We start from the raw sequence: 25,425 nt of genomic DNA, 5'->3' as shown, positions 1-25,425 counted from the left end.
AGCGGTTCCCTCGCCGCCCCTCACCGCGCGCCGGATCAGCCCTTGAGCCAAGGGCGGGGGCCGCCCATGACGTGAACATGCAGGTGGTGCACTTCCTGCCCGCCTTCGGCGCCCGTGTTGACCACGATCCGGAAGCCGCCATCGGGATACGGGTTGCAACCCTGTTCGACGGCAAGTCTGGGCGCCAGCGTCATGATGCGCCCCAAAAGGCGCTCCTGCTCCGGGCCAACCTGCGCCATCGATGGGATGTGCCGCTTGGGCACGATCAGAAAATGCACCGGCGCCCAGGGCGCGATGTCGTGGAACGCGAACAGTTCGTCGTCTTCGTACACCTTCTTGGACGGGATTTGGCCCGCAATGATCTTGCAGAAGATGCAATTCGGGTCGTTGTGCTGCGCGTCGTGCGCCGGGGCAACTGCGGTGTTCATGGTTCGGCAACGGGTTTGGGCTTGCCCTGAGTATGACCAACTTTTTCGACGCTGGCGCGCACGCCCAGGTCCTTGAAGTGCTGCGCCAGCCAGTCCTGACCTGCGGTACGACCCAGGTCGAACAGGCGTCGCAAAAACGAAGTGTCGGCGCGCGCCTTGCTGGTCGCGCCAAACTCAGCCAAGGCCGCGCCGCCGTCGACGCGGTGCAAGCGCACGTCCTTGTAGCGATCGTCGTCGAGCTTGCCTTCAGCCAGCAGGCGCGACACGAATTCGATGGCGCGCATCTCGGCGAGCAAAGGCGCGTTGAACGTGATTTCGTTGACGCGCTCCATGATCTCGCCGGCGCTGACGCCTGGCTTGAAAGGTGTCTCGATCGGGTTGATCTGCACCAGGATCACGTCGGCGCTGGCGGTCTCGTAGATCAGCGGGTAGATCGCCGGGTTGCCGGAATAGCCGCCGTCCCAGTAGTACTCGCCATCGATCTCGACCGCCTGGAACAGCGTGGGCAGGCAGGCCGACGCCATCAGCGCGGAGCAGGACAGGCGCTTGCCGCTGAACACTTCGCCGCGCCCGGTGCGCACGTTGGTAGCGGCGACAAACACCTTGAGCTGACGCTGGCGCGCCAGCAACTCGAAATCGATCTCGCGCTCCAGCAGGTTGCGCAGAGGATTCAGGCCAAGCGGGTTGGTCTGGTAGGGCGACAGCCATTGGCTGAACCAGTTGCCAATGGCCTGCGCCGCCGGCAAAGGCACGCCCGCCATGAAACCGCCCATCAGGCCCACACCGCCCCAGAAGCGCGACAACGCGAGCCGTGCCGCCTCTTTCTTGTCGTGCCCGCGCAGGCCGTCGGCTTGTGCGCGCGCCAAGCCGTGGGCCAGCACGGCGGCGTTCATCGCGCCGGCGCTGGCGCCGCTGGCGCCTTCAAAGTCGATGCGCCCGTCCTCCAGCAGCGCGTCCAGCACGCCCCAGGTGAAGGCGCCGTGGGAGCCCCCGCCCTGCAGCGCCAGGTTGACGACGCGCGCGGCGTCCGGCGTCGCCGCCTCGCTCGCTTCAGGCATCGACCGGGCGGTTGGCGTTCATGCGCACCATGCCTTTGACGATGCGGTAGAGGAACCAGATCGAGATGATGGCCCAGGCGATCGCGCCCGGCAGATACAACAGCAGGAACAGCGGGAAGGTCAGCACGTACAACACGCCAGCCCAGATGACGGTGCTGATGCGCCACTTGAAGTGGCTTTCCTGCCAGGTGCCGGCAGCGTCGTCCTTCTTCACCAGGTCCATCACCAGGGCAATGATCAGCAGCGCGATGCTGACCTGCGCGCCAGGCACCACGGCGGCCACGGCCACGATCAAGTGCAGGATGTAGCTGACCCAGCCCCAGGTTTTAAGGGAATCGGCCTTCGCGTCGCTCACGCTGCGCACGGGCTCCACGTCGATGATGTCTTTGTTGGTCATGCAGGCACTCCTTCTTCGGGTGCGGGATCAACCGCCATTGGCTTCACGCTCGCGCACCTTGCGCAGCGCTTTCTCTTCGATGCCACTGAGTCCCTCGCGGCGCGCAAGTTCCGCCACCACGTCGGCGGCGCTGCAGCCGTAGTGCGCCAGCGCCACCATGCCGTGGAACCACAGGTCGGCCATCTCGGCCACCACCTTGTCGCGCGGGCCGCCGTGGTCAGCGTCCTTGGCGGCCATCACCACCTCGGTGGCTTCTTCGCCGATCTTCTTCAGAAAGGCGTCCGGCCCCTTGTGCAGCAGGCGGGCGACGTAGCTTTTCTCGGGGTCGCCGCCCGCTTCAGGCCGGCGGCTTTCGATCACGGCCGTCAGGCGTGCCAGGGTGTCGTCAGAGGACATACGGTGCTTATTTGTAGATCGATTCCGGGTTTTTCAATACAGGCTCGACGCTCTGCCACTGCCCGTCCTTCAGCACGCTGTAGAAACAGCTGTGGCGCCCGGTGTGGCAGGCGATGCCGGGGTCGTGGCCCAACTGCGTGACCTTGAGCAACACCACGTCGTTGTCGCAGTCGATGCGGATTTCGTGCACGGTCTGCACGTGGCCCGATTCTTCACCCTTGAACCAGAGCTTGGCGCGCGAGCGGCTGAAGTACACCGCGCGGCCCAGTTCGGCCGTCTTGGCCAGCGCCTCGCGGTTCATCCAGGCGAACATCAGCACGTCGCCCGTGCCTTGCTCCTGCGCGATCACGGGCACCAGGCCCTGCGCGTCCCATTTCACTTGTTCCAGCCAGTCCATGCGCTCATTGTCCGTGATTGCGTGTGACAGCACATTCGGCCACGCGGCGCACACCGGCAGCATGCGCCCCGACAGCGCAACGCCCCGGACCCGCGGCGCGATCACCACAGGTCCGGGGCGCTGATTTGCTACTTATTCAGTAGCTGGCTGCGCAGATGGCTCTAGGGCCAGAGGCACATTTGACTTGAAGAATGGTCAGAGACGCCTTATTGCACACCTTGCGCCAACATGGCGTCGGCCAGCTTCACGAAGCCGGCGATGTTGGCGCCTTCGACGTAATTCACGCTGCCGTCCGAGCGCTCGCCATAGCGCACGCAGTTGCCGTGGATGTCCTTCATGATTTCGTGCAGGCGCAGGTCCACTTCGCTGTGCGACCAGGACAGGCGCATGGCGTTCTGGCTCATCTCCAGGCCCGAGGTGGCCACGCCGCCGGCGTTGCTGGCCTTGCCCGGTGCGTACAGCGTGCCGGCGGCCAGGAAAGCGTCCACCGCGTCCAGCGTGCTGGGCATGTTGGCACCTTCGGCCACACAGATGACGCCGTTGGCGATCAGGTGCTTGGCGTCATTGGCGTCCAACTCATTTTGCGTGGCGCACGGCAAGGCGATGTCTGCCGGCACGTGCCAGGGGTTCTTGCCGGCTTCGAACTCCAGCTTGTGCTGCTTGGCGAAGTCCTTCAGGCGGCCGCGCTGGACGTTCTTGAATTCCATGACGTCCTGCAGCATGCCGGCCGACATGCCGGCATCGACCACCAGCGTACCGTCCGAATCGGACAGCGTCACGACCTTGGCGCCCAGTTCCAGCGCCTTGTCGGCGGCGTACTGCGCCACGTTGCCGGAACCCGAGATGCTGACCGAGCGGCCCTCAAAGCCCATCTGCTTGCGGCGCAGCATTTCTTGCGCGAAATACACCGTGCCGTAGCCGGTGGCTTCGGGGCGCATCAGGCTGCCGCCGTAGGCCATGCCCTTGCCGGTGAAGACGCTGCTCGAATTGTTGCTGAGTTTTTTCATCATGCCGGCCATGAAACCGACCTCGCGCGCGCCCACGCCGATGTCGCCGGCCGGCACGTCGGTGTCGGCGCCCAGGTGGCGGTACAGCTCGCTCATCAGCGCCTGGCAGAAGCGCATCACCTCGCCGTCGCTCTTGCCCTTGGGGTCGAAATCGGAGCCGCCCTTGCCGCCACCCATGGGCAGCGTGGTCAGCGCATTCTTGAAGCACTGCTCGAACGCCAGGAACTTCAGGATCGACAGGTTCACGCTGGGGTGAAATCGCATGCCGCCCTTGTACGGGCCGATGGCCATGCTGTGCTGCACGCGGAAGGCGCGGTTGACCTGGGTGCGGCCCTTGTCGTCCACCCAGCTCACGCGGAACTGGATCACGCGGTCTGGCTCGACGATGCGCTCGAGCAGGGCGTAGTCGCGGTAGTGCGGGTGCTTCTCCAGGAACGGCCACAGGCTGACCATCACCTCGCGCACGGCCTGCAGGAACTCGGGCTGTTGCGGGTCGCGTTTGGCAACGCCGGCCAGGAAATCTTCGAGACTAGGGGCAGCAGCAGACAAGATATTGTTCCTCTTTCGTGGTTGGCCCGGGGGCCATGGCAGATGCGCGCGCGATGTGGGGCCCGAGCGCCGGCGCAATCCGCCTTACCGTCCGGGCGGCGGCGCGCCCGCGCCCTGTCCGCCACCCAACACCTCATCGACAAGCATGGCGCGCGCACCGATCGGCCACCAGCGCCCTGCAGACCACGGCGCGGACGGCGCGCCACTGGTCACGCCAAACCTGTTTATTTTACGGGGTGAGTTGACGTCAAACTGTCCGTCAGCAGACAACATTCTGAATCGGCGAACTTTCCCCGCCAGATACACCCCCGGCCACGCCAGCGGTCAGCCCCAATCGAGCGCACAACCGCGTCAACCCTAAGGAGCGCGAGTCAAGTCCGAGGGGCGGCCCAGCTCGTGCCAGATCACTGTCGCACCGTGATGCCTCGCGCTGCCATGTGCGCCTTGGCCTGCGCCACGGTGAATTCTCCGTAGTGGAAGATGCTGGCAGCCAGCACCGCATCGGCGCCGCCCTGCTGCACGCCATCCGCCAGATGGTCCAGATTGCCGACGCCACCCGAGGCGATCACCGGCACCGGCACGGCATCGGCCACGGCGCGCGTGAGCGCCAGGTCGAACCCGCTCTTGGTACCGTCCTTGTCCATGCTGGTCAGCAGGATCTCGCCCGCGCCATGCTCGGCCATCTGGCGCGCCCAGGCGACGGCGTCCAGCCCGGTGTTCTTGCGCCCGCCGTGGCTGTAGACGTCCCAGCCCTCGCCGCGCGCCGCCACTTCGTCGCCCACGCGCCGCTTGGCGTCGATGGCCACCACGATGCACTGCGAGCCGTACTTGCCCGACGCGTCGCGGATCACCTGGGGGTTGGCGATGGCGGCCGAGTTGAAGCTGGTCTTGTCCGCCCCCGCGTTCAGCAGCCGGCGCACGTCGTCCACCGTGCGCACGCCGCCCCCCACGGTGAGCGGGATGAACACCTGCGAGGCCACCGCTTCGATGATGTGCAGGATCACGTCGCGCCCGTCGCTGGTCGCGGTGATGTCCAGGAAAGTGAGTTCGTCCGCGCCCTGCTCGTTGTAGCGCGCGGCGATCTCCACCGGGTCGCCGGCGTCGCGCAGTTCGACGAAGTTGACGCCTTTGACGACGCGGCCACCGGTCACGTCGAGGCAGGGAATGATGCGTTTGGCCAGCATGGCAGGGTTCTCCGATTCATCAGGGTGTGCGGCGCGGCGCCCGCGATTCTCGCCGCTTCAGTCGCCCGGCCACGACCAGGGCGGTATTTCGTCCATGGCGAGGCCGCGCACCAGGGTCTCGCCCAGGTTTTTTTCCAGTTCGATGCGCACCAGCGCACCCGGCTCGGCCGCCGCTTCGAGGGCGGCCACCAGCCGGGTCGAATGCGTGACGACGATCACCTGCGCGCGTTCGGCCACGCCTGCGATCAAGCGCCCCAAGGCGGGCAGCAGGTCGGGGTGGAGGCTGGCTTCGGGCTCGTTCAGCACCAGCAACGGCGGCGGGCGCGGCGACAGCAGTGCCGCGATCCAGAGCAGGTAGCGCAAGGTGCCGTCGGACAGCTCGGCCACCGACAGCGCCCGCAACAGGCCCGGCTGGTGCATGTGCAGCGCCAGACGTGCCCCGGCGTCGCCCTGCACCGCGAGTCGCGCGCCGGGAAAGGCGTCTTCCACCGCCGCCTGCAGTGCGGCCGCATCGCCGATCTCCAGAATGGTCTGAACGGCGGCCGCCAGATCGCTGCCGTCGGCCGCCAGCACGGGCGTGCGCGTGCCCAATTGCGGCTGGCGCACCGGGCTGTCGGCATCGGTGCGGAAATGGTCGTAGAAGCGCCACGCGCGCACCTGCTCGCGCACTTCCAGCAACTCCGGCGTGCGTTGCGGATCGCTCAGTTCCGTGACCATGCTCGCCCAGGCCGGCACGGCACGCTCCAGCGCGTCCCAACTGCGGCCGTTTGCGCGCACTTGCACCACCGCCCCCGTGCGCCGCACGAGTTGGGCGCCGACACGGGCCACGGGGCCGTGAAAGACCGCTTCGGCCTTGATCTCCGGATCGAGCGCGAAGGCGGACGAGGACGCTGTGGGCAGCCCGATCTCGATGGCATAGCCAAAGCCTTGGGGGTCGGCGCTGGCAAAACCCAGTTTGAGACGTATGCGCTCTCGCCGTACCGTGCCCTGGACGGGCACCTCTGCGCGCCGCATGGCCGCGCTGATCTGCTCGGGCCCCGCCCACAGCGTGGAGGGCAGCCCGCCTTCGCGCGCCAGCGAACGCACCACGCCGCCCTGCGCCACGTCGGCCAGCAGGCGCAGCGCGCGGTACAGGCTGGATTTGCCGCTGCCGTTGGGCCCGGTGACGACCGTGAGCGCCCCGAGCGGCACCGTGAGGCGGCGCAAGGACCGGTAGTTGGCCACCGCCAGGGCAGACAACATGCGGCTCAGCCCGTCGCCCACGGCAGGCGCCGTGCCATGCGGCGCCCGCTGCGCGTCACGCCGCCAGGTCGTCCGCGCGCGCCTGCGCCGCGGTGAAGTCGAGGTCGCCCGAGTAGATGGCGCGCCCGCAGATCACGCCTTCCACGCCTTCCGATTCGACGGCGCAGAGCTGCTCGATGTCGGTCATGTTCGACAGGCCGCCCGACGCGATCACAGGAATGGTGAGCGACTGCGCCAGCTTGACCGTGGCGTCGATGTTGATGCCGCTCAGCATGCCGTCGCGGCCAATGTCGGTGTAGATGATGCTTTCGACGCCCCAGTCCTGGAACTTCTTGGCCAGGTCCACCACTTCGTGGCCCGTGAGCTTGCTCCAGCCATCGGTGGCGACCTTGCCGTCCTTGGCGTCCAGTCCCACGATGATGTGGCCGCCGAAGGCGCTGCACGCGTCCTTCAGGAAGCCAGGGTTCTTGACCGCGGCGGTGCCGATGATGACGTAGGCCAGGCCGGCGTCGATGTACTTTTCGATCGTGTCAAGGTCACGGATGCCGCCGCCCAGTTGCACCGGGATATCGTCGCCCACGGCCTTCAGGATGGACTTGATCGCCGTCAAGTTTTGCGGCTTGCCGGCAAAGGCGCCGTTCAGGTCCACCAGGTGCAGGCGGCGCGCGCCGGCATCGAGCCAGCGCCCGGCCATAGCGGCAGGGTCTTCGCTGAAGGTGGTGGCCTGGTCCATGTCACCCTGTTTCAGGCGCACGCAGTGGCCGTCCTTGAGGTCGATGGCGGGGATGAGCAGCATGATGACGTTTAGAAAAGAAATCAGCCTGAAATCGGCCGTGGATCTGCGCAGAGCGCTACTGAAAAGAAAGCGAAAAGCCGGACCTCAGGGGTTCCAGTACAGGAAATTGCGGTACATGGCGAGGCCTTGGTCAGCGCTTTTCTCGGGATGGAACTGGGTCGCAAAAATATTATCGCGTGCGACGGCCGACGTGAAGCGTGCGCCGTAATCGGTTTCCCCGACGCTGTGCGCCGCATCCGCCGGGCGGGCGTAGAAGCTGTGCACGAAGTAGAACCATTCGCCGTCGGCAATGCTGCCCCACACCGGGTGCGGGCGCGCTTGGTGCACGCGGTTCCAGCCCATCTGCGGCACCTTGTAGCGGCTGCCGTCCGGCGCGGTTTGCCCAGCCAGATCGAACTTGACCACTTCGCCCGCGATCAGGCCGAGGCCCGGCGTGCCGGCGGCAGTGCGGCCTTCGGCGCTGTGGTCGAGCAGCATCTGCATGCCCACGCACACACCGAAGAGCGGCTTGGTCACGGCGGCTTCCAGCACCGATTCGAGCAGGCCCGATTCGCGCAATTCGCGCATGCAGTCGGCCATGGCGCCTTGCCCCGGCAGCACCACGCGGTGGGCGTTTCGCACCACCTGCGGGTCGGCCGTGATGACGGCGTTGACGTGCGTGTCGGTCGTGGCATGGATCACCGCCTGCGCCACCGAGCGCAGGTTGCCCATGCCGTAGTCCACCACGGCCACGGTTTGATTTACTCCTGATTGCATAGCTGCCTGCGCAGGTGGGACTAGGGCCAGAGCCCGATTTGATCTAAAAACCGACGCGAAGGATCAGAGCGAGCCCTTGGTCGACGGGATCTGCCCGGCGGCGCGCGCGTCGCGCTCCAGCGCCATGCGCAGCGCGCGGCCGAAGGCCTTGAAGATGGTTTCGACCTGGTGGTGCGCGTTCACGCCCTTGAGGTTGTCGATGTGCATCGACACCAGCGCGTGGTTGGCAAAGCCCTGGAAGAATTCGTGCACCAGCTGCGTGTCAAAGCCGCCGATCATGCCGCTGGTGAACTGAGCTTGAAGCACCAGGCCGGGACGGCCGGAAAAGTCGATCACCACGCGCGACAGCGCCTCGTCGAGCGGCACGTAGCTGTGGCCGTAGCGCGTGATGCCGCGCTTGTCGCCCACCGCCTGGCGCACCGCCTGGCCGATGGTGATGCCCACGTCTTCCACCGTGTGGTGGCCGTCGATGTGCAGGTCGCCGTCGCATTGCACGTCCAGATCGATCAGGCCGTGCCGCGCGATCTGCTCCAGCATGTGGTCAAAAAAGCCGATGCCGCTGGCCAGCTGGGACTGGCCGCTGCCGTCCAGGTTCAGGCGGACCTTGATCTTGGTTTCGGCGGTGTCGCGCGCGACTTCGGCGGTGCGCGGTTCGTGCGCGGCGGCGAGGGAAATGGGGGCGTTCATAGCGAGGCTTGAAGGGCGGCCAGCTGGCGCGCGTTCTCGTCGGCGGTGCCGACCGTCAGGCGCAGGCAATTGGCCAGGGATGGGTGCATTTTAGAAACGTTCTTGACCAGCACGCCACGGGTCTTCATGCCTTCGAACACGCGCGCGGCGGCGCCTTCATCATGGGTACCCTGGCCCAGCACGCGCACGAGAATCATGTTGCCTTCGCTGGGGTAGGCGCGCACCCCGGGCGTTTGCGCCAGCGCTTCCAAAAGCGCAGCACGCGCCGCACGAATGTCCTGGGCCTGCGCGGCAAAGACGCTTTCATGCTCGAGTGCGAACAGCGCGCATTCAGCGTTCAGCACACTGACGTTGTAGGGCGGGCGCACCTTGTCCAGCTCGCCGATCAGCCGCGCATCGCCCAGCAAGTAGCCCAGGCGCACGCCGGCCAGGCCGAACTTGCTGAGCGTGCGCATGATCAGCACGTGCGCGTGGCGCGCCGGCTCGGCACGGGCGCGGTCAATCCAGCTGGCGGCAGCAAAGGGCTGGTAAGCCTCGTCCATCACCACCAGACCGCCTTGGGCGCCCTGCGCATCGATGATGCGTTCAATCGCGCCGGCGTCCCACAGGTTGGCGGTGGGGTTGTTGGGGTAGGCCAGGTAGACGATGGCGGGCCGGTGCTGGGCGATGGCGGCCAGCATGGCGGCCTCGTTCAGCTCGAAGTCGGCGCTCAAGGGCACGCCATGGAAGGCCAGGCCTTGCAGTTGCGCGCTCATGGCGTACATGACGAAGCCAGGCACTGGCGCCACGATCGATGCGCCCGGGATGTCGCAGGCCATGGCCAGCAGGCTGATCAGCTCGTCCGAACCATTGCCCAGCATCAGCGACCAGCCCTCGGGCGGCGCCGCGTAGGCGTGCAGCGCGGCTTTCAGCGCATCAACGCTCGGACCGGGGTAGCGGTTGATCGCCACCTCGCCCAGCCGGCGGCCCAGCTCGGCCCGCAACTGGGGCGGCAAACGGTGCGAGTTCTCCATCGCATCGAGCTTGAGCAGGCCAGTGGCGTCCTGCACGGCGTAGGCGTGCATGCCCTGCACGTCGTGGCGGATGCGCGCCAGCGCAGACAGGGAAACATCGGACTGGAAGGTGGAATCAGCTTTCATCGTCGGTCATCAGCAAGGCATCGGTCGGCAATTCGGCCGGCGCGATCAGGAAGGGGTTGAGCACCTGGACGGTGTCGAAGCGCTGCGCATTCGGCAGTTCATCGCTCAGCAGGTAGCGACACCCCTGCTGCTGGGCGGACGACACGGCCAGCGCATCCCAGTAGCCCAGCGCGTACCGATCCTGCAGCGACCATGCGCCGTCGATGGTGTAGGTGTCGAGGTGCGGCGGCTGCCACTGGCGCAGCTGGCGCACCAGGGCACGCGCCTGTTGCAGCGGGGCGGGCGGGCCAAAGCAGGTCACGGCGTTCTGGTAGAGCTCGTTGAGCACCTGCGTGCTGATGCGCCCCGTGCGCTGCTGCCAGCACCAGCGCACCCATTCGCGCGCGCGCGCCTGCAGGGCGATGTCGCGCGCGTCCACGGTGCGCAGCAGCACCGGCGTGTCAACGAAAACGAGCGCGCTCATACATGGTGTCCCGGTCGAGGTAAGCGCCGGCGCTCTCGCCCCAGCTCTCGAACCGAAGGGCTCCACGCATGGCCTGCGCGTAGGCATCTTCCTGGCGCATTTTTTCGGCCAGCATTTCACCCACCATGCGCGACACGCTGCTGCCGCGCTTGGCCGCCTCCACCCGCGCCCATTCGAGCACGGCGTCGTCCACGGTGATGGTGACGTTTTTCATGATCGAAATCTTACACGAACTCAGTGCAACACGAAATTCGTGTTGCAGTTTTGTGCGATGCAAGGCACTCCGGCGATCTGCGTTGTTGGCGTAGTCCCATCACCAAAAACGTCGACCCCCATCGGTTCGGTTGAAGCCTATCGGCTCAGACGCCTTCAAGCACAGACCACCGCCAGCCGACTCGACGTGCAGAACCGGCGAACCCGTCATTCGACAGGTCGCTTTGAACACTGGCGCCCCCCACGGCGGCCCATGTGAAGCCCAAGCGCCACGGAACGCGCCGACTGCCGTGCATCGATGACAGATTGACCCAACCCAATTCACTATTAACTTAATAGCTAGTTGCGCAATCCAGGCAAGCGCTTGAGGCACTTTCTTCATCAAAAGTATGAAGCTGCCTTAGCACAGCCTCATGACACCGTGATGTTGCTCGCATCCGGACCGTTCCCAACTGCGGCCGACCCCAGCTGGGAACGCCCCGTCTGTTCAGCAGACGCTTGCAGCTGTGCAATAGCACCATCGCTGCCCTCTGGCGGCAAGGAGTTGACACCATGACGACACCGCCGATTGGCGGCGCGGGCTGGCGTGCGGCTGCGGCCGGCGCACAAGGCCTGTCGCCCCTGGCCCGATCCACCCTGGAAGGCGCGCGCACGCTGGGCGCCGTCAATGGCCAGCAGCTGGCTGACGCCATCGCCCGACTGCCCGATGCCGCCCAACGGCGCCGGGTGCTGCAGGAAGTCGCCCCTGAACTGGCCCCCGGTGAACTGGCGAGCACCCAATCAGCGCTGCGCGAGCGCGGCGTCGACGCGGGCCCCCCCGCCTCGGGCGGCGCGCGTCCGAATGCCGACGCCGATCTGGCGCTGGACCTGACGCAGATCGGTCTGGACGTCGCCGGCCTGTTCGACCCGACGCCGATCTCGGACGGCGCGAACGCGCTGATCTCGATCGGCCGCGGCGACTGGCTGGGCGCGGGCCTGAGCGCGATCAGCATGGTCCCTTACATCGGCGATGCAGCCAAGCTGGGCAAGCTGGGCAAATACGCGCAGACCGTGGCCAACGCGGTGGAAGCCGCCGCACGCAACCCCGCGCTGCGCCAAAGTCTGGAGCCGGGCATCCGCGCCATTGGCAATGCGCTCGACAAGGTGCCGCTGGACAAGCTGCCCGACAGCCTGCGCCAACAGCTGACCACGCTGAAGGAGTTGACGCAGTCGTTCGGCCAGGGCGCAGGTCGCGCCGGCGCCCGCGGCGCCGAGAACGTGGCCGAGGGTGCCACCGATGCCACGCGCCTGGCCGCCGGCGCCGCCCGCGTCGGTGCGCAGCCGGCGTGGGGGCGCTATCTGGACGACATCACCTTGCAGACCGGCCGTTCGGTGACGACCGAGCAGCAGCGCCTGCTGACCGACTACCTGACGCACCACAACCCCACGCGCCTCAGCACGGCAGAGTCCAAGGCGCACCGCGCAGATTTCAACCGCGTCAAGAACGACCTGATCACCCAGTGGGAGAAGCAGACCGGCCAGGCCTGGCCGCGCTACACCGAAGACCTGCATTCCGCCAACGGCACGCTGGTGCGCAAGGCCGGCCAGCCCTATGATGCCCACCACATCATCGAAAGCAGCTACGGCGGCCCCGCCGAATGGTGGAACATGCACCCGGCGCGCTTCCCCGACCAGCACCAGCAAGGCATCCACCGCGCCGGCGGCCCCGCCAGCCAGATATTCCCCTGACCGACCATGAGCCAGTTCAACGACCTGATCGCCGAAAAAGGCACCGGAACGGCCTGCGACCAGCTGACGCCCCTGACCGGCGAGGCGCTGGCGAGCCTGCAGCGCGACGAGCCCGGCCTGCCCGCGGGCTACGTCGACTTCTTAAGCCATGTCGGGTTTGGGCCCATCGGCGACGACAGCTTCATGCTGTATAGCGGCCTGCTGGCGCCCGAGGAACTGTACGGCCAGACACCGCCTGGCTTGGCGGCAGTGCAGCTGTTCGGCGACGACTTCGCGGGCTACGCCAGCGGCTTCGACACCGCCAACGGCTGGCGCATCGTCGAGATCGACCCGACCAGCCACGAGGCCACCGAGGTGGCGCGCGATTTCGCGGCGTTCATTCGGTTGAAGATCGCGGCGGCCAGTTGAGCCGCCTGCGTAGCGGGCCGGGCTGCGTTGCGCAGATGGTCATAACTGCTACTAATTTACCAGCGTTCTGGGCAGATAGATCACAGGCTAACAGCCGATTTGACCTGAAATCCCTTTGAACAACCGCTGGCCCAACGGAAGCGCACACTCAGGCGCGCTTCAGATCACGTTGCGCTCCAGCAGCGGGCGGCCTTCGAGCACTCGCTCCCAGCCGAGCGGCGTCAGGTCCAGCGTTTGGTACGCCCCGGTGGTGATCAGCTCGGCCAGTGCCCGACCGACCGCGGGCGACTGCTGCAGGCCATGGCCGGAAAAGCCGTTGGCAAAGACGAGGTTGGTGCAGGCCGGGTGCAGGCCCACGATGCCGTTGTGGTCGAAGGTGTTCATCTCGTAGTACCCGGCCCAGGCGCGCTGCAGGCGCAGCGCCTCGAACGCCGGAATGCGCTCGGCCAGCGTGGGCCACACGAGTTCCTCGAACGCTGCCAGGTCCGGTTGGTCGAGCGGCAGGTCGTCCGCATCGGCGCCGGCAGGCGGCGCGAAGCCAGTGATGAAGCCTCGCCCTTCCGGCCGCAGCCAAATGCCAGACGGGTCGATCAGCAGCGGGCAATCCAGCAGTGGCGCGGGGCAGGTAACGCTGAAGACAGTGCGGCGGCGCGCCACCACGGGCAGGTCGATCCCCGCCCATTGGGCCACCCGACGCGCCCACGGCCCCGCAGCGTTGACGAACACGTTGGCCGCCAGACGCTCTCCATTCGATAGCTGACTGCGCAGGATGGTCAATCGATTGGCCTCAATCCGACTGTCCAAACCAATCACTTCGGCATGCACGTAGCGCGCCCCTTGTGCACGCGCCTGCGCGCGCCAAGCCTGCAACAGGCCGTACCCGTCAAACCAGCCTTCGCCGCTGAGCCCGAGCGAGGCCAGCGCCAGGTCGTCCGTGCGCAGCCAGTCAAAGCGCTGGCGCAGCGCCCCCGGCGCCAGCAGGGCCACATCCACGCCGTGCGCGCGCTGCAACGCATGGTTGGCCCGCAGCACCGGTGCACCGGCTTCGGTGGCAAGGTACAGGTACCCGGCTTCGTGCAGGTCGACCTGCGGCAGCGCGCGCAGCACCTCCACGCCGTAGCGCGAAAGGGCGATGTTGATGTCGGTCGAAAACTGCTGGCGGATCGACGAAGCGGACAGTGCCGACGAGGCCAATGCGTAGGTCGGATCGCGCTCTACCACGGTGACACTGCACGGGCGCTCCGCCTGGCGTGCCGGTTGCGTGAGCTGCGCCGCCACGGCGCTGCCGATGGCGCCGCCGCCGATGATGACGATGTGGGGTGGTGATGCGCCCATGCCGACTCGCTGGTGGATCTACCGACATGGTAGCGATGCAGGTGAGATCTTCGCCAGTCGCGCGCATCGTCACGCGACACAGGCCGGCCCCGTGCCAGTGAACGCGCGTCAAGCGGGCGAGGAGCGCATACCGTAGACCTTGCCATTCAGGAACAGATATTCGGCGCGCAGCACCGGCTCGCCCTTGTCTTCCTTGAAGGTGAAGCCCAGCAGACCCAGGTGTTGCCCTTCCTTGATCTCGGGCACTTGCCAGGCGTTCAGGCGCTGCAATGGCGCCAACTCGATCTCCCAGCGGGTTTCGGTGCGCCTGGGCAGCGTGGCTCGCGCCAAGATCGCCTTGCCGTCCACGGCCGACGTTTGCGCTGGCAGCGTCCGGTTGGGCAGGTCGGCCGGCAACTTCAGGCCGGCGGTCACTTCCAGCATGAATTCGGCATGCGGATTGCGCCACTTCACGTTACGCGCAGTGCCCTCCAGATAGATGGGGCGGTCTTGGTCAAAGCTGCTCCAGCCATGGTGGGCACGGGCCGCGAGCGGCGCGGAGGCGGCAACCAGCAGCAGGGCTCGTCTTGTGATCGGCATGCAGGGCACTCCTTGATCAGACATAGGCAATCCAGCGGCCGCACACCAGCACACCCAGCCAGATCAGGGTAGACAGCAACATCAGCGCACGGGCCGTGCCGTCCAGACGCTGCAGGGAGCCTCGCAGGTGGAACCACAGCGCGTTACCGCCCGCCAAGCCGATCAACAGCATCTTGAGTGTGAAAGCGCGGTTCACGAGAAGTTCCTGCGGCTGCGAGGCGAACATGGTCAGGCCCGAACCCGCGGCCAAGGTAAATCCGAGCACAGCGAGCGTCAGGCTGAGGCGCGCCAACCCCTCCAGCGGCAGCGTTGCACCCAGACCGAACACGCGGGCTTCCAGCAGGCAGAGGTTACCGAGCAGCAAGGCAATGCCGAGAAAATGGACGACCTCCAGCGTGGGGTAAACCCATGGGTGCGACAGCAGCGGCGCGAACATGCGGGCATCGTAGCGGGCTTGCGTTCAATCGAGGCGACGTTGGCGGGTGCGGCGAACGGTCTGCGCCCGCTCAACGGCCCCGCACCAGCGCGCGCACCGATGCACTGCGCAAATAACGCACCGCCGCGACGACCGGCAGCGCGACCGCGAGCAAGCCAACCAGCATGGCCACGATGTCTAGCCATTCCGGCTGACTGCCGAGTCCGGGGCTGTCCTGCGGCAGCTCCGAAAAGTCTGCAAAGACTTGCCACCCGAGCGCAGCTACCGCTGCGAGCTGCAGCAACACGAGCCAGCCAACACCCTCCAGCGTGGCGCGAGCCCAAGCCCGCCGCCGCAGCAGGCCAAAACCCGCCCAAACCGTCGCGGCCGCCAAAGCCACCTGAAACAAGGCGATACCTGCGACATGCCGCAACAGCCAAGCGATGACATCCACGTACCCGGGCACGCGACCAAGGTCCATCGGCTCACCCGGCAGTGTGGCCAACGCTGCCACCAAGACCTTGCCGGCGCTCAGCAAGACCCATAAACCGATCAGGATGGCCAGCCAGGCAATGATGCGAAGGCCCAGGGGGACTGGAGGTTGACTCAAGCCTGCGCTCCTAAGGACAGCATCGCAGGACGATCATCCATTCGCGCCAACTGGCCAGCATTGGGCCTCGTCGTGCATGGCTCCGTCCTAAAACCGCAACGGCCGCGCCTCAGCGAAGGCGCCGAACGACCTCTTGCGCCATGGCTTTGGCGATCACGGCATTGCCGATGTCACCGAAGTGGAACTGGTCCAGAAAAATCTCTTCTTCCTGTCGGCGGCCATCGAACAGGCCCGAGAGATTGACAAACAGGAAGTTCTTCGCAGGGACCTGCCCAAGGCCCTGGGCGATCTTGGCGTAGGCATCGCGGTAGTAGTCCCGCGACGGCGTCAGAAACTCAGCTTCGCGCGGGGAAAGCGCTTTCTTGGTTGCTGCGAGGTTGGGCTGCAAAAAATACAGCCAGTTGACTTTCAGCGCGCCGAGGTGCAGCGCGGTCGCGCCCAGGGTGGCGTTCTTGACCAACCGGGTGGCAACCACCTCGGCCGGCACCTTGCCGGTGGCTGCCGCCGCATGCACCAGTGCGGTCGGCGGCTTGCGACCGGCCACGGCCAGCGCCTGGTCGGCCAATGCGTTGACGTAGTCGTCCGAAAAAGTCGAGTACCAAAGGATGTTGCGGCCTGCATCGCCCCAGAACACATCGTTGTTGCCAGACAGGGAGACGATAAGGTCGGGCTCCAGGTCGGACAGGTAGTTCTCGATCGCAATGCGCTCCTGCGTCGACGACCAAGCCGGGTTGGCGAAGGTGAAGACCTCGAACTTTCGCGGCGGGTGGGCCGCCCCTGTTTGGTTGAGCGCGGCCTCGAGCAGCGCGCCGATGGTCTTGTCCTGCGATGGTGCGCCGGAACCGTAGGCGGTGGAGCCGCCCGTCAGAAAGATCCGAAACGCGCCCGGCGCCTTCGGCACACCGAGTTCTTTGTCGCTGCGCATCTGCCAGGAATTGATCGTCGCGTTCTGGTGCGCGCCCGGTTTGGGCGCGGTCCCGACAAATGGCGTCGGCTGGTTAGGCACCGCCCAGCTGACACGTTTCGGATCGATATTCGGATTGCTGTAAGCCTTGAAAATCTCGCTGCGCTGCCGGTCGGACAGCGGCGTGGCCTTGAGCACGCCGGCCAGCGTCTCGGCGCTCTCGTACGCGTCCGCGATGTGGGCGATGCGCTTCGCGCTGACGTAGGTCCCGGCCCAAAACCCCACGGCGACCAGGCTCGCCAACAACAAGGTCGGCAGGAGAACGAACCAGAGACGCTTCATTGCGCGGGCTTAGAACAAGGTGTAGATGAAGGGCGCGATGGCCGAGCCCTGCCCCAACACGACCAAGGCGCCGAGCATCAGCAGGATGGCCAACACCGGAATCAAGGCGTAGCGCTTGTGCGCCTTGAAAAACAAGACCAACTCTTTGATCAATTCCAACATCAGAACTGCCGCTCCATATGATCGTCTGCCCTTGCCGACTTGGGCACCCGGTAAGTTTGGACGTCCTCACGCCAGCCTTTGGTGAGCGTGTCCTTGCCAATCAGCCTGAGAACGACGCCCAGCGGAGTGAAGATGAGCCAGTAGGCCAGGCCAAGGATGATCGTCGTGTTGATCTTGCCCAGCACGCCGCCGACCTTCATCCAGGCGATGTAGACCCCCTTCAGTGCCGCCGGCCATACCACGGCGAACGCAGCGAAGGCGCCGCCAACCCACCAGGGCCAAGGCCGGAAACGACCAGACCACAGCCAGGGCAGAAGCAGCCCAAAGATCGCAATCACCATCACCGCCATGATCAAGCCGAACTTGCGCAGTTCGGCCTTGCTGACGTTCTTCAACACCGACATGTCCAACATAGCCAGTCCTTTCAATCCAGCGCCAGTGCGCCCATTTCGCGGCCAACGGCATCCGCGTCCTGCGACGATTTGGACAGCAGGATATTGCCGATGACCAGGTGGTCCATGTTGGTACCCATGAAGCACCGAAAAGCGTCTTGCGGCGTGCACACGATGGGTTCACCGCGCACGTTGAACGAGGTGTTGACCAGCACAGGGCACCCGGTTTGCTGCTCAAACGCCCGCAGCAGCCGGTAGAACTGGGGGTTCTGCTCCTTGTTCACTGTCTGGACGCGCGCCGAATAGTCCACATGGGTCACCGCTGGAATGGAGGATCGCACCTGGTGCAACTGCTCCAACCCTGAGGCCGCGACTTCCGGGTGCAGTTGCAGGCGCGCCTGCACTTGTGCCACCAGGAGCATGTAGGGGCTGGCGTGGTCCAGGTCGAAAAACTCCGAGACGCGCTCTTGCAGCACGGCCGGCGCAAACGGCCGAAAAGATTCGCGGAATTTGATCTTCAAATTGAGTTGCGACTGCATGGCAGTCGAACGCGGATCGGCCAGGATGGAGCGCGCGCCCAGCGCGCGGGGGCCGAACTCCATGCGGTTCTGAAACCAGCCCACAACCTGCTCATTGGCCAGCAGTGCGGCCACCCGCGGGTAAAGGTCCGCCTCATCCAGAACTTCGTACCGCGCGCCCAGCCCATCCAGGGCAAGGCGCACCTCGGCCTCACCGAACGTCGGCCCCAGCAGCGCGCCCTGCATGCGGTCTGCTGGCCCAGCAGGCGCTCGCGGCTGCGCGCGGTATTTGTGGTGCACGACGCAGGCGGCGCCGAGTGCTCCTCCTGCATCCCCGGCGGCTGGCTGGATCCATATGTCCGAAAAAACGCCTTCACGCAGCAAGCGGCCGTTGGCCACACAGTTCAGTGCCACACCGCCCGCCATGCACAGGTTCTGAGCCCCGGTTTCCTGTTGCAAACCCTTGGCCAGCTTCAGGACAATTTCTTCGGTCACGACCTGGATGGACGCTGCGATGTCCATGTCGCGCTGGGTCGGTACCGATTCTCCGGCCCGCGGCGCACCCTCGAACAGGTCGGCGAAGGCCTGGTTGGTCATGCGCAGGCCGGTGCAGTAGTCGAAGTACTGGAGGTTCAACCTGAAGGTTCCGTCCGGCTTGACGTCGACCAGGTTGTCCAGAATCTTGTTGACGTAGGTCGGCTGGCCATAGGGCGCCAGGCCCATCAGCTTGTATTCGCCCGAATTGACCTTGAACCCGAGGTAGTAGGTGAACGCTGAATACAGCAGTCCCAAGGAGTGCGGGAAGTTGATCTGCCAGAGCGGGGTCAGCTTCGCGCCATCGCCCATCCAGGCTGAAGTGGTCGCCCATTCGCCCACGCCGTCCAGACAAAGCACCGCCGCCCGATCAAACGGACTGGGATAAAACGCGGAGGCGGCGTGCGATTCGTGGTGCTCGGCGAAGAGAATGGGCGGCAACTCGGATTCGCTGCACGCCAGCAGTGCGGCCAGTTCCTGCCGCAAGGTCTTTTTCAAGTAAAGCTTTTCCTTGAGCCAAACCGGCATCGCCTTGACGAACGAGCCAAAGCCCCTGGGCGCGTAGCTGAGGTAGGTGTCGATCAGCCGCTCGAATTTCAGGATTGGCTTGTCGTAGAAAACGATGGAGTCCAGGCTGCTTTTATCCACTTTGCCTTCGGTAAGGCAATAGCGAATCGCATTGACGGGGAACCGCTCATCGTGTTTTTTTCGGCTGAACCGCTCCTCTTGCGCAGCCGCCACCACTTCACCCCCGCGCAGCAACGCGGCGGCACTGTCATGGTAATAGGCCGATATACCCAATATATTCATAGACATCTACCGATTACCGCGAAAGCCCGACCCTGATTTTTTTGAATGGACATCGGGCACCTACTGGTCAGCGATCCAATGGCCGCGCTCGCTCCCCGCGCCGGATGATTCAGGCTTCAAGGCGCGAAAAAACCTTTCCCCCAAAATCGCCTGACTGCGCTCGTTGAAGTGGTTCGCGCCCGCGGTCATGTGCTCGACAAAGTCGTCTGTATTGATCAATTTGACCCGCGAGACCGTCCGACTGATTTTTTCTTGAGCCCTTCGCACCGTCTCCGCAAAGGACCAGCTTGGATTTCTTTGCGTACGCGTCATGACAAACGGCACGTCGCGCACCTTGCTGCACCCCATCTTGAACAAATCCGCACGAATCCTTGTGATGAACCGATCGAGGTTTTTCCGATAGGCGGCGGCATACACCGGGCTGCTGGCGTCAGACTCGCCTTGGACAAAAAACAGGGCGCCCACAGTCAATCGGACCTTGTCGGCCTTGGCGCGCTGAGCATCCACCACCATCTTCAACAACTCACCATACAAATGTCCGCCTGGCAGCCACCCGTCATGACCATCAATATCGGCCAGCGCTGTGTTGGCGACCGCCAATTTCAAAATATATTGCGTCCCAGGCGACTTGGCACTCAGATAATGCGCCAGATATATTTCAGGGCCAAAAAGATCATCTACCGAAGTGTCGGCCGGGAAATACTGCTCATTGCCGACCACGTTCTTGAAGCCGAAGCCAGGTTTCGTCGGGTGCCACTGTGCGAACCGGCTCCACGCTACATCTTGAGATTGTGTGGGATCGTCACGCCCTGCGACGCCGTCAGGCGCTCCACGGATGCCATAGATTTGGACGTTGGGGTAGACGGTCTCGGGTGTGACCAAATCTTTGGCCGGAGGTGTGACATCCTTGACCGATGCCAGCCCGACGGCATTCGACTGTCCAAGGATGATGTACAGATTTCCCGTTGGCGATGTGCGGTTGCTGGCGGCTTCCGCGCACGTCGACTGCGCATGAACCATGGAATACCCCAGCAGCAGCGTGACCATGAAAATGAATGTTCGCGTTCGCTCTGACGGGAGCCGCTGGGCGCAGATGCTCGGGCACATCTTAGTGATACGACGATTGGTATGCGGGGCGGTGCGTGGTCGATTCAGCGCTTCAGCCGCATCTCCGCCGCGCCCGCGTGCGCCTGCAGCCCTTCGCCGTGGGCGAGTACGCTGGCGATGCGGCCGAGTTGCTGAGCGCCCTGTTCGCTGACCTCAATCAGGCTGCTGCGCTTCTGGAAGTCGTAGACCGACAGCGGGCCGGAGAAGCGCGCCGTGCCGCTGGTGGGCAGCACGTGGTTGGGGCCGGCGCAGTAGTCGCCCAGGCTTTCGCTGGTGAAGGCGCCCAGGAAGATGGCGCCGGCGTGCTTGAGCAGCGGCTCCCAGCGGTGCGGCTCGCTGCTGCTGACTTCGAGGTGCTCAGGCGCGATGCGGTTGCTGATGGCGCAGGCCTCTTCCATGCTGCGGGTGTGAATCAATGCGCCGCGGCCGTTTAGGCTCTTGGCAATGATCTCGGCGCGCGGCAGCGTGAGCAGCAGGCGATTGATCTCGCGCTGCACCGCGTCGATGTAGGCGGCGTCGGGGCACAGCAGGATGGACTGCGCCAGCTCGTCGTGCTCGGCCTGGCTGAACAAGTCCATGGCGACCCAGTCAGGGCGCGTGCTGCCGTCGGCCAGCACCAAGATTTCGCTCGGGCCCGCGATCATGTCGATGCCGACGGTGCCGAACACGCGCTTCTTGGCGCTGGCAACGTAGGCGTTACCGGGGCCGGTGATCTTGTCGACCTTGGGCACGCTGGCGGTGCCGTAGGCCAGCGCCGCCACGGCCTGCGCACCGCCAATGGTGAAGGCCCGCGTAACGCCCGCCACGTGGGCGGCGGCCAGGACCAGTTCGTTGCGCTCGCCCCGCGTGGCCGTGGCGTCTCCCGTGCCGCCCGTGGCCACACTGCCGCGCACGGGCGTGGGCACGACCATGATGATCTCCTGCACACCCGCCACATGTGCGGGGATGGCGTTCATCAGCAGGCTGGACGGGTACGCCGCTTTGCCCCCCGGCACGTAAATGCCCACGCGGTCCAGCGGCGTGATCTTCTGGCCCAACAGCGTGCCGTCCTCATCGCGGTAGGTGGCGGTAGCGCCACCCTGGGTCTTCTGCCATTCGTGGTAGCGGCGAATGCGCGCCGCGGCTTGGGTGAGGGCCTCACGCTGCTCGACGGGCAGGGCGTCAAAGGCCGCCTTCAGCTCGGCGGCATTCAACTCCAGCGCCGAGAGCGAATCCACCTTCAGACCGTCGAAGCGCACGGTGTACTCCAGCACCGCCGCGTCACCGCGTGCGCGCACGTCGGCCAGGATGTCCCGCACCCGGCCTTCGATGGCGTCGTCTTGCTCCGCGCTCCAATGCAGACGCTCCGTAAAGCGGGCGTCGAAATCAGGCTGCGTGGTGGCAAGGCGCAAAGGCGCGGCGGTCAAGGTCATGGTGGGGTGGCACGGTCGTTGCTGCGGTGCGCTTCAACGCCGCGCGCCTGCGTGGCTGAACGGAAACCGTTCATTGTCGCATCGGCACGGGTCGCCAGTCAGCGTGCGAGGCCCAGATTTGACGACACTTCGCCAGGAACAACTCCGTGGCGGAGGCGCACGCCGCCGCGCGCTGCGTTCAAAATGGTATTGGCCGGCGTGCACAGCCACGCCATTTGAATCAAAAAAGCCTGAAACGCCCGCCAGTCGGGCGCAGCCAGCTATCAATTATTGAGCTCTTCGGGCACCGCTACCGCGCGCGCGAACGCGTCGATGATGTGGCGCAGAGCGGCCGTCTTGAGCTTGAGCGCCGCCTGGTTGACGACCAGGCGCGAGCTGATGTCCATGATGTGCTCGACCTCGATCAGGTTGTTGGCCTTCAGTGTCTTGCCCGTGGACACCAGATCGACGATGGCGTCGGCCATGCCCGTCAGCGGCGCCAGCTCCATGCTGCCGTAGAGCTTGATGAGGTCGACGTGCACGCCCTTCTCGGCGAAGAACTGCCGGGCGATGTGCGTGTACTTGGTGGCCACCGTGATGCGGCTGCCCTGGCGCACGGCGCGCGCATAGTCAAAGCCGACGGGCGCCGCCACGGCCATGTGGCACTTGGCGATCTGCAGGTCGAGCGGCTGGTACAGGCCCGCGCCGCCGTGCTCCAGCAGCACGTCGCGCCCGGTCACGCCGATATCGGCACCGCCGTATTCGACGTAGGTGGGTACGTCGGTTGCGCGCACCAGCACCACGCGCACCTCAGGCTGGTTGGTGGGCAGGATGAGCTTGCGCGACTTCTCCGGGTCTTCCAGCACCTCAATGCCCGCCCCGGCCAGCAGCGGCAGCGTTTCGTCGAAGATGCGGCCTTTGGACAGGGCAAGCGTGATCATTGGATTCTTTCGATGTCCGCGCCGATGCCGCGCAGCTTCTCTTCCATCTGGTCGTAGCCGCGGTCGAGGTGGTAGATGCGATCGACCAGTGTCTCGCCCTCGGCCACCAGACCGGCGATGACCAAGCTGGCCGAGGCGCGCAAATCGGTCGCCATGACGGTGGCGCCCGTCAGCTGCGCACCGCCGTCAATCATGGCGTTGCGACCATCGATGTGGATCTGGGCGCCCAGCCGCACCAGCTCGTTGACGTGCATGAAGCGGTTCTCGAAGATGGTCTCGGTGACCATGCTCGCCCCGCTGGCCACGCAGTTGAGCGCCATGAACTGCGCCTGCATGTCGGTGGGAAAGCCCGGGTATTCGATGGTGCGAAAGCTCTGCGCCTTGAGCGCCGCCGCGCCCGCGCTGCGCACGTGGATGGCGTGTGCCTTGGGGCCGCGCTCGCAGTCGGGGCCACCGATGGCGGCGACCTCGACGCCCGCCTCGCGCAGCTTTTCGACCACGGCATCCAGGTGGTGCGCGCAGGCGTGCTGCAGCGTGGCTTCGCCGCCCGTGGCCGCCACGGCGCACAGGAAGGTGCCCGCCTCGATGCGGTCGGCCACCACTTCGTGGGTGCAGCCATGCAGGCGCTCCACGCCCTGGATGCGAATGCGGCCCGTGCCGTGGCCTTCGATGCGCGCGCCCATCTTGATGAGCATCTCGGCCAAGTCGGTGATCTCGGGCTCTTGCGCTGCGTTCTCGAGCACGGTTTCGCCCTCGGCCAGGCACGCCGCCATGAGAAAGTTTTCGGTGCCGGTGACGGTGACCATGTCGGTGGTGATGCGCGCGCCCTTGAGCCGCGTCTGACCCGCGGGCAGGCTGGCGACCATGTAGCCGTGCTCAACCACGATGTCGGCGCCCATAGCCTGCAGGCCCTTGATGTGCTGGTCCACCGGGCGCGAGCCGATGGCGCAGCCGCCAGGCAGCGACACGCGCGCACGGCCGAAGCGCGCCAGCAGTGGGCCCAGCGCCAGCACCGATGCGCGCATGGTCTTGACCAGCTCGTAGGGCGCCTCGGGCGTGATGGGATCGGCCGCGTGAAAGCTCATGCCGCCGCGCTCGCCATGCGTCTCGGTCTTGACGCCCATGTTGTCGAGCAGCTTGCGCATGGTGCGCACGTCGTGCAGGCGCGGCACGTTGACGAGCGTGACCGGTTCGTCGGTGAGCAGCGTGGCGCACATCTCGGGCAGGGCGGCGTTCTTGGCGCCGGAGATGACGACTTCGCCGTTCAAGGGGCGGCCGCCGCGGATCAGGAGCTTGTCCATCGGGCTGGAGGAATAAGTGTCAAATAGGGCTGCAGCGCTACATGAATCAGCGCAAGCAGCTACTTTTCAATAGCAAACAATGATCAGGACTGCGCGGCCCACTCGCCGGGCGTGAAGGTTTTCATGGACAGCGCATGCACCTCGTCCGTCTTCATGCGCTCGCCCAGCGTCGCATACACGCGCTGGTGGCGCGCGATCGGCCGCTTGCCCTCGAACTCGGGCGAGACGATGGTTGCAAACCAGTGGCGGCCATCGCCTTCGAGTTCGATGTGCTCGCACACCAGGCCGCTGGCGATGAGTTGTTTGAGTTGGTCAGCAGTCATCGGTGATTCCTGGGTCGGTCCGGAGGCGAACAAATGGTTCGACACCGTAATTTCATCAATTGCGCAGCTTGTAGCCGGTTTGCAGAAGGCGCAGCGTCAGCGCCGACACCGCAACGAAGGCACCGCCGGCAATGGCCAGGCTGAGCCAGGGCGACACGTCGCTCACGCCGAAGAAGCCATAGCGAAAGCCGTCGATCATGTAGAAGAACGGGTTGAGGTGGCTGAGCGTCTGCCACACGCTCGGCAGCGAATGAATCGAATAGAACACGCCTGCTAGAAACGTCATGGGCATGACGATGAAGTTCTGGAACACAGCCATCTGATCGAACTTGTCGGCCCACAACCCAGCCAGCAACCCCAGCACACCCATGAGGCCCGCGCCCAGCAGAGCGAACGCCAGAATCCACCAGGGCGCGGCTGCCTGCGGCGGTGCGTAGAAGAGCGTGATCACGTACACGCCCAGCCCCACCAGCAACCCGCGCGCGAGGGCCGCGCCGACATACGCGACGAACCATTGCCACGCGGACAGCGGCGTGAGCAACGTGAACACCAGATTACCCATGATCTTGCTCTGGACCAAGCTGGAAGCGCTGTTGGCAAACGCGTTCTGCAGCATGCTCATCATCACCAGACCAGGCACCAGAAAGGCCACGTAGCTGACGCCCGGATAGACCTGAACCCGGTCGCTCAGCACGTGGCCGAAGATCAGCAGGTAGAGCACGGCCGTCAGCACCGGCGCAGCGATGGTCTGAAAGGCCACCCGCCAAAAGCGCAGGACCTCTTTCTTCAACAGCATCTTCCACCCGTCGTTCGGCGCCGCCAGCGCATGCAGGCGCCGGGGTGCCGAAGCAACGGCTTCGGACTTGGGTGCACGGGTTTCGCGCATGGGCGACTCCGTCGAGCCGGGGTCAAG

General features: G+C 65.4%; 30 protein-coding genes. 2 read left to right on the top strand and 28 right to left on the bottom strand.

Features of this window, described 5'->3' with window-relative positions:
* Window positions 1-35: 35 nt before the first annotated feature.
* The 14 genes from FVQ98_RS04430 to FVQ98_RS04365 form a co-directional block, all read right to left on the bottom strand.
* Window positions 36-428, bottom strand: coding sequence for a histidine triad nucleotide-binding protein (locus FVQ98_RS04430; RefSeq protein ID WP_147912234.1), 393 nt, complete (start codon window positions 426-428; stop codon window positions 36-38).
* A complete protein-coding gene (locus FVQ98_RS04425) occupies window positions 425-1,486 on the bottom strand; it encodes a patatin-like phospholipase family protein (protein ID WP_147912233.1) in 1,062 nt (353 codons plus the stop codon). The genes FVQ98_RS04430 and FVQ98_RS04425 overlap by 4 nt, the downstream gene beginning before the upstream one ends.
* On the bottom strand, window positions 1,479-1,883 hold the full coding sequence (locus tag FVQ98_RS04420; RefSeq protein WP_147912232.1) for a DUF4870 family protein: 405 nt from the start codon (window positions 1,881-1,883) through the stop codon (window positions 1,479-1,481). Before FVQ98_RS04420 ends, FVQ98_RS04425 begins: the two co-directional genes overlap by 8 nt.
* A gap of 27 nt (window positions 1,884-1,910) precedes the next feature.
* The gene (locus tag FVQ98_RS04415) at window positions 1,911-2,279 is read right to left on the bottom strand and encodes a phosphoribosyl-ATP diphosphatase (protein WP_147912231.1); all 369 of its coding nucleotides are present in this window, start codon (window positions 2,277-2,279) and stop codon (window positions 1,911-1,913) included.
* A gap of 7 nt (window positions 2,280-2,286) precedes the next feature.
* Window positions 2,287-2,676, bottom strand: coding sequence for a phosphoribosyl-AMP cyclohydrolase (gene hisI, locus FVQ98_RS04410; RefSeq protein ID WP_147912230.1), 390 nt, complete (start codon window positions 2,674-2,676; stop codon window positions 2,287-2,289).
* 206 nt (window positions 2,677-2,882) lie between these two features.
* Window positions 2,883-4,232: an NADP-specific glutamate dehydrogenase gene (gdhA, locus tag FVQ98_RS04405; protein ID WP_147912229.1), complete on the bottom strand. Its 1,350-nt coding sequence runs from the start codon at window positions 4,230-4,232 to the stop codon at window positions 2,883-2,885.
* 404 nt (window positions 4,233-4,636) lie between these two features.
* On the bottom strand, window positions 4,637-5,416 hold the full coding sequence (gene hisF, locus FVQ98_RS04400; RefSeq protein WP_147912228.1) for an imidazole glycerol phosphate synthase subunit HisF: 780 nt from the start codon (window positions 5,414-5,416) through the stop codon (window positions 4,637-4,639).
* Between the two features lie 57 nt (window positions 5,417-5,473).
* Complete coding sequence (locus tag FVQ98_RS04395) at window positions 5,474-6,658, bottom strand: AAA family ATPase (protein WP_147912227.1); 1,185 nt, start codon at window positions 6,656-6,658, stop codon at window positions 5,474-5,476.
* Between the two features lie 55 nt (window positions 6,659-6,713).
* A complete protein-coding gene (gene hisA / locus FVQ98_RS04390) occupies window positions 6,714-7,454 on the bottom strand; it encodes a 1-(5-phosphoribosyl)-5-[(5-phosphoribosylamino)methylideneamino]imidazole-4-carboxamide isomerase (RefSeq protein ID WP_147912226.1) in 741 nt (246 codons plus the stop codon).
* An 84-nt stretch (window positions 7,455-7,538) separates the two neighbouring features.
* Window positions 7,539-8,210: an imidazole glycerol phosphate synthase subunit HisH gene (gene hisH / locus FVQ98_RS04385; protein ID WP_147912225.1), complete on the bottom strand. Its 672-nt coding sequence runs from the start codon at window positions 8,208-8,210 to the stop codon at window positions 7,539-7,541.
* 63 nt (window positions 8,211-8,273) lie between these two features.
* Complete coding sequence (gene hisB, locus FVQ98_RS04380; RefSeq protein ID WP_147912224.1) at window positions 8,274-8,897, bottom strand: imidazoleglycerol-phosphate dehydratase HisB; 624 nt, start codon at window positions 8,895-8,897, stop codon at window positions 8,274-8,276.
* On the bottom strand, window positions 8,894-10,036 hold the full coding sequence (hisC, locus tag FVQ98_RS04375; protein WP_147912223.1) for a histidinol-phosphate transaminase: 1,143 nt from the start codon (window positions 10,034-10,036) through the stop codon (window positions 8,894-8,896). The genes hisB and hisC overlap by 4 nt, the downstream gene beginning before the upstream one ends.
* Complete coding sequence (locus FVQ98_RS04370) at window positions 10,026-10,499, bottom strand: PIN domain-containing protein (protein ID WP_147912222.1); 474 nt, start codon at window positions 10,497-10,499, stop codon at window positions 10,026-10,028. Before FVQ98_RS04370 ends, hisC begins: the two co-directional genes overlap by 11 nt.
* Window positions 10,477-10,713, bottom strand: a complete 237-nt coding sequence (locus FVQ98_RS04365) for a CopG family transcriptional regulator (RefSeq protein ID WP_147912221.1) — start codon at window positions 10,711-10,713, stop codon at window positions 10,477-10,479. The genes FVQ98_RS04370 and FVQ98_RS04365 overlap by 23 nt, the downstream gene beginning before the upstream one ends.
* 551 nt (window positions 10,714-11,264) lie before the next feature.
* Here FVQ98_RS04365 and FVQ98_RS04360 point away from each other — a divergent pair.
* Together FVQ98_RS04360 and FVQ98_RS04355 are read left to right on the top strand one after the other, a co-directional pair.
* Window positions 11,265-12,440, top strand: a complete 1,176-nt coding sequence (locus tag FVQ98_RS04360; RefSeq protein WP_147912220.1) for a hypothetical protein — start codon at window positions 11,265-11,267, stop codon at window positions 12,438-12,440.
* Window positions 12,441-12,446: 6 nt separating this feature from the next.
* A complete protein-coding gene (locus FVQ98_RS04355) occupies window positions 12,447-12,848 on the top strand; it encodes a hypothetical protein (protein WP_147912219.1) in 402 nt (133 codons plus the stop codon).
* 159 nt (window positions 12,849-13,007) lie between these two features.
* Here FVQ98_RS04355 and FVQ98_RS04350 read toward each other — a convergent pair whose 3' ends face one another.
* The 14 genes from FVQ98_RS04350 to FVQ98_RS04290 form a co-directional block, all read right to left on the bottom strand.
* Window positions 13,008-14,183: an NAD(P)/FAD-dependent oxidoreductase gene (locus tag FVQ98_RS04350; protein ID WP_147912218.1), complete on the bottom strand. Its 1,176-nt coding sequence runs from the start codon at window positions 14,181-14,183 to the stop codon at window positions 13,008-13,010.
* 108 nt (window positions 14,184-14,291) lie between these two features.
* Window positions 14,292-14,762 (bottom strand): DUF6152 family protein, encoded by a 471-nt coding sequence (locus tag FVQ98_RS04345; protein ID WP_147912217.1) that lies wholly within the window; start codon window positions 14,760-14,762, stop codon window positions 14,292-14,294.
* Between the two features lie 16 nt (window positions 14,763-14,778).
* Complete coding sequence (locus FVQ98_RS04340) at window positions 14,779-15,198, bottom strand: hypothetical protein (RefSeq protein ID WP_147912216.1); 420 nt, start codon at window positions 15,196-15,198, stop codon at window positions 14,779-14,781.
* 70 nt (window positions 15,199-15,268) lie between these two features.
* Complete coding sequence (locus FVQ98_RS04335; protein WP_147912215.1) at window positions 15,269-15,715, bottom strand: hypothetical protein; 447 nt, start codon at window positions 15,713-15,715, stop codon at window positions 15,269-15,271.
* A gap of 181 nt (window positions 15,716-15,896) precedes the next feature.
* Entirely contained in the window at window positions 15,897-17,033 is a 1,137-nt protein-coding gene (locus FVQ98_RS04330) for a hypothetical protein (protein ID WP_147912214.1), read from the bottom strand.
* Between the two features lie 9 nt (window positions 17,034-17,042).
* The gene (locus FVQ98_RS19585) at window positions 17,043-17,195 is read right to left on the bottom strand and encodes a DUF5989 family protein (protein ID WP_187265628.1); all 153 of its coding nucleotides are present in this window, start codon (window positions 17,193-17,195) and stop codon (window positions 17,043-17,045) included.
* Window positions 17,195-17,608: an SxtJ family membrane protein gene (locus FVQ98_RS04325; protein ID WP_147912213.1), complete on the bottom strand. Its 414-nt coding sequence runs from the start codon at window positions 17,606-17,608 to the stop codon at window positions 17,195-17,197. The genes FVQ98_RS19585 and FVQ98_RS04325 overlap by 1 nt, the downstream gene beginning before the upstream one ends.
* An 11-nt stretch (window positions 17,609-17,619) precedes the next feature.
* Window positions 17,620-19,455, bottom strand: a complete 1,836-nt coding sequence (locus FVQ98_RS04320; protein ID WP_222707557.1) for a carbamoyltransferase family protein — start codon at window positions 19,453-19,455, stop codon at window positions 17,620-17,622.
* Between the two features lie 54 nt (window positions 19,456-19,509).
* Window positions 19,510-20,496, bottom strand: a complete 987-nt coding sequence (locus FVQ98_RS04315) for a sialate O-acetylesterase (protein WP_187265627.1) — start codon at window positions 20,494-20,496, stop codon at window positions 19,510-19,512.
* A gap of 104 nt (window positions 20,497-20,600) precedes the next feature.
* The gene (gene hisD, locus FVQ98_RS04310; protein WP_147912211.1) at window positions 20,601-21,968 is read right to left on the bottom strand and encodes a histidinol dehydrogenase; all 1,368 of its coding nucleotides are present in this window, start codon (window positions 21,966-21,968) and stop codon (window positions 20,601-20,603) included.
* 263 nt (window positions 21,969-22,231) lie between these two features.
* Window positions 22,232-22,888: an ATP phosphoribosyltransferase gene (gene hisG / locus FVQ98_RS04305; protein ID WP_147912210.1), complete on the bottom strand. Its 657-nt coding sequence runs from the start codon at window positions 22,886-22,888 to the stop codon at window positions 22,232-22,234.
* Complete coding sequence (gene murA, locus FVQ98_RS04300; protein WP_147912209.1) at window positions 22,885-24,189, bottom strand: UDP-N-acetylglucosamine 1-carboxyvinyltransferase; 1,305 nt, start codon at window positions 24,187-24,189, stop codon at window positions 22,885-22,887. The genes hisG and murA overlap by 4 nt, the downstream gene beginning before the upstream one ends.
* 83 nt (window positions 24,190-24,272) lie before the next feature.
* On the bottom strand, window positions 24,273-24,512 hold the full coding sequence (locus FVQ98_RS04295; protein ID WP_147912208.1) for a BolA family protein: 240 nt from the start codon (window positions 24,510-24,512) through the stop codon (window positions 24,273-24,275).
* 55 nt (window positions 24,513-24,567) lie between these two features.
* Window positions 24,568-25,308 carry an ABC transporter permease gene (locus tag FVQ98_RS04290; RefSeq protein WP_147912520.1) on the bottom strand — a complete coding sequence of 247 codons (741 nt, stop codon included), beginning with the start codon at window positions 25,306-25,308 and terminating at the stop codon, window positions 24,568-24,570.
* Between the last annotated feature and the right edge of the window lie 117 nt (window positions 25,309-25,425).

Source organism: Ottowia flava (genome assembly GCF_008017535.1).
GTDB classification, from domain to species: domain Bacteria; phylum Pseudomonadota; class Gammaproteobacteria; order Burkholderiales; family Burkholderiaceae_C; genus Ottowia; species Ottowia flava.
This window is presented reverse-complemented; position numbering and strand designations above follow the sequence as displayed.

What these genes read in the sequence shown, in the direction of transcription:
- FVQ98_RS04430 (WP_147912234.1), bottom strand. Translation starts at nt 428, where the DNA reads ATGAACACCGCAGTTGCCCCGGCGCACGACGCGCAGCACAACGACCCG.
- FVQ98_RS04425 (WP_147912233.1), bottom strand. Translation starts at nt 1,486, where the DNA reads ATGCCTGAAGCGAGCGAGGCGGCGACGCCGGACGCCGCGCGCGTCGTC.
- FVQ98_RS04420 (WP_147912232.1), bottom strand. Translation starts at nt 1,883, where the DNA reads ATGACCAACAAAGACATCATCGACGTGGAGCCCGTGCGCAGCGTGAGC.
- FVQ98_RS04415 (WP_147912231.1), bottom strand. Translation starts at nt 2,279, where the DNA reads ATGTCCTCTGACGACACCCTGGCACGCCTGACGGCCGTGATCGAAAGC.
- hisI (WP_147912230.1), bottom strand. Translation starts at nt 2,676, where the DNA reads ATGGACTGGCTGGAACAAGTGAAATGGGACGCGCAGGGCCTGGTGCCC.
- hisF (WP_147912228.1), bottom strand. Translation starts at nt 5,416, where the DNA reads ATGCTGGCCAAACGCATCATTCCCTGCCTCGACGTGACCGGTGGCCGC.
- FVQ98_RS04395 (WP_147912227.1), bottom strand. Translation starts at nt 6,658, where the DNA reads ATGTTGTCTGCCCTGGCGGTGGCCAACTACCGGTCCTTGCGCCGCCTC.
- hisA (WP_147912226.1), bottom strand. Translation starts at nt 7,454, where the DNA reads ATGCTGCTCATCCCCGCCATCGACCTCAAGGACGGCCACTGCGTGCGC.
- hisH (WP_147912225.1), bottom strand. Translation starts at nt 8,210, where the DNA reads ATGCAATCAGGAGTAAATCAAACCGTGGCCGTGGTGGACTACGGCATG.
- hisB (WP_147912224.1), bottom strand. Translation starts at nt 8,897, where the DNA reads ATGAACGCCCCCATTTCCCTCGCCGCCGCGCACGAACCGCGCACCGCC.
- hisC (WP_147912223.1), bottom strand. Translation starts at nt 10,036, where the DNA reads ATGAAAGCTGATTCCACCTTCCAGTCCGATGTTTCCCTGTCTGCGCTG.
- FVQ98_RS04370 (WP_147912222.1), bottom strand. Translation starts at nt 10,499, where the DNA reads ATGAGCGCGCTCGTTTTCGTTGACACGCCGGTGCTGCTGCGCACCGTG.
- FVQ98_RS04365 (WP_147912221.1), bottom strand. Translation starts at nt 10,713, where the DNA reads ATGAAAAACGTCACCATCACCGTGGACGACGCCGTGCTCGAATGGGCG.
- FVQ98_RS04360 (WP_147912220.1), top strand. Translation starts at nt 11,265, where the DNA reads ATGACGACACCGCCGATTGGCGGCGCGGGCTGGCGTGCGGCTGCGGCC.
- FVQ98_RS04355 (WP_147912219.1), top strand. Translation starts at nt 12,447, where the DNA reads ATGAGCCAGTTCAACGACCTGATCGCCGAAAAAGGCACCGGAACGGCC.
- FVQ98_RS04350 (WP_147912218.1), bottom strand. Translation starts at nt 14,183, where the DNA reads ATGGGCGCATCACCACCCCACATCGTCATCATCGGCGGCGGCGCCATC.
- FVQ98_RS04345 (WP_147912217.1), bottom strand. Translation starts at nt 14,762, where the DNA reads ATGCCGATCACAAGACGAGCCCTGCTGCTGGTTGCCGCCTCCGCGCCG.
- FVQ98_RS04340 (WP_147912216.1), bottom strand. Translation starts at nt 15,198, where the DNA reads ATGTTCGCGCCGCTGCTGTCGCACCCATGGGTTTACCCCACGCTGGAG.
- FVQ98_RS04330 (WP_147912214.1), bottom strand. Translation starts at nt 17,033, where the DNA reads ATGAAGCGTCTCTGGTTCGTTCTCCTGCCGACCTTGTTGTTGGCGAGC.
- FVQ98_RS19585 (WP_187265628.1), bottom strand. Translation starts at nt 17,195, where the DNA reads ATGTTGGAATTGATCAAAGAGTTGGTCTTGTTTTTCAAGGCGCACAAG.
- FVQ98_RS04325 (WP_147912213.1), bottom strand. Translation starts at nt 17,608, where the DNA reads ATGTTGGACATGTCGGTGTTGAAGAACGTCAGCAAGGCCGAACTGCGC.
- FVQ98_RS04320 (WP_222707557.1), bottom strand. Translation starts at nt 19,455, where the DNA reads ATGTCTATGAATATATTGGGTATATCGGCCTATTACCATGACAGTGCC.
- FVQ98_RS04315 (WP_187265627.1), bottom strand. Translation starts at nt 20,496, where the DNA reads ATGGTCACGCTGCTGCTGGGGTATTCCATGGTTCATGCGCAGTCGACG.
- hisD (WP_147912211.1), bottom strand. Translation starts at nt 21,968, where the DNA reads ATGACCTTGACCGCCGCGCCTTTGCGCCTTGCCACCACGCAGCCTGAT.
- hisG (WP_147912210.1), bottom strand. Translation starts at nt 22,888, where the DNA reads ATGATCACGCTTGCCCTGTCCAAAGGCCGCATCTTCGACGAAACGCTG.
- murA (WP_147912209.1), bottom strand. Translation starts at nt 24,189, where the DNA reads ATGGACAAGCTCCTGATCCGCGGCGGCCGCCCCTTGAACGGCGAAGTC.
- FVQ98_RS04295 (WP_147912208.1), bottom strand. Translation starts at nt 24,512, where the DNA reads ATGACTGCTGACCAACTCAAACAACTCATCGCCAGCGGCCTGGTGTGC.
- FVQ98_RS04290 (WP_147912520.1), bottom strand. Translation starts at nt 25,308, where the DNA reads ATGCTGTTGAAGAAAGAGGTCCTGCGCTTTTGGCGGGTGGCCTTTCAG.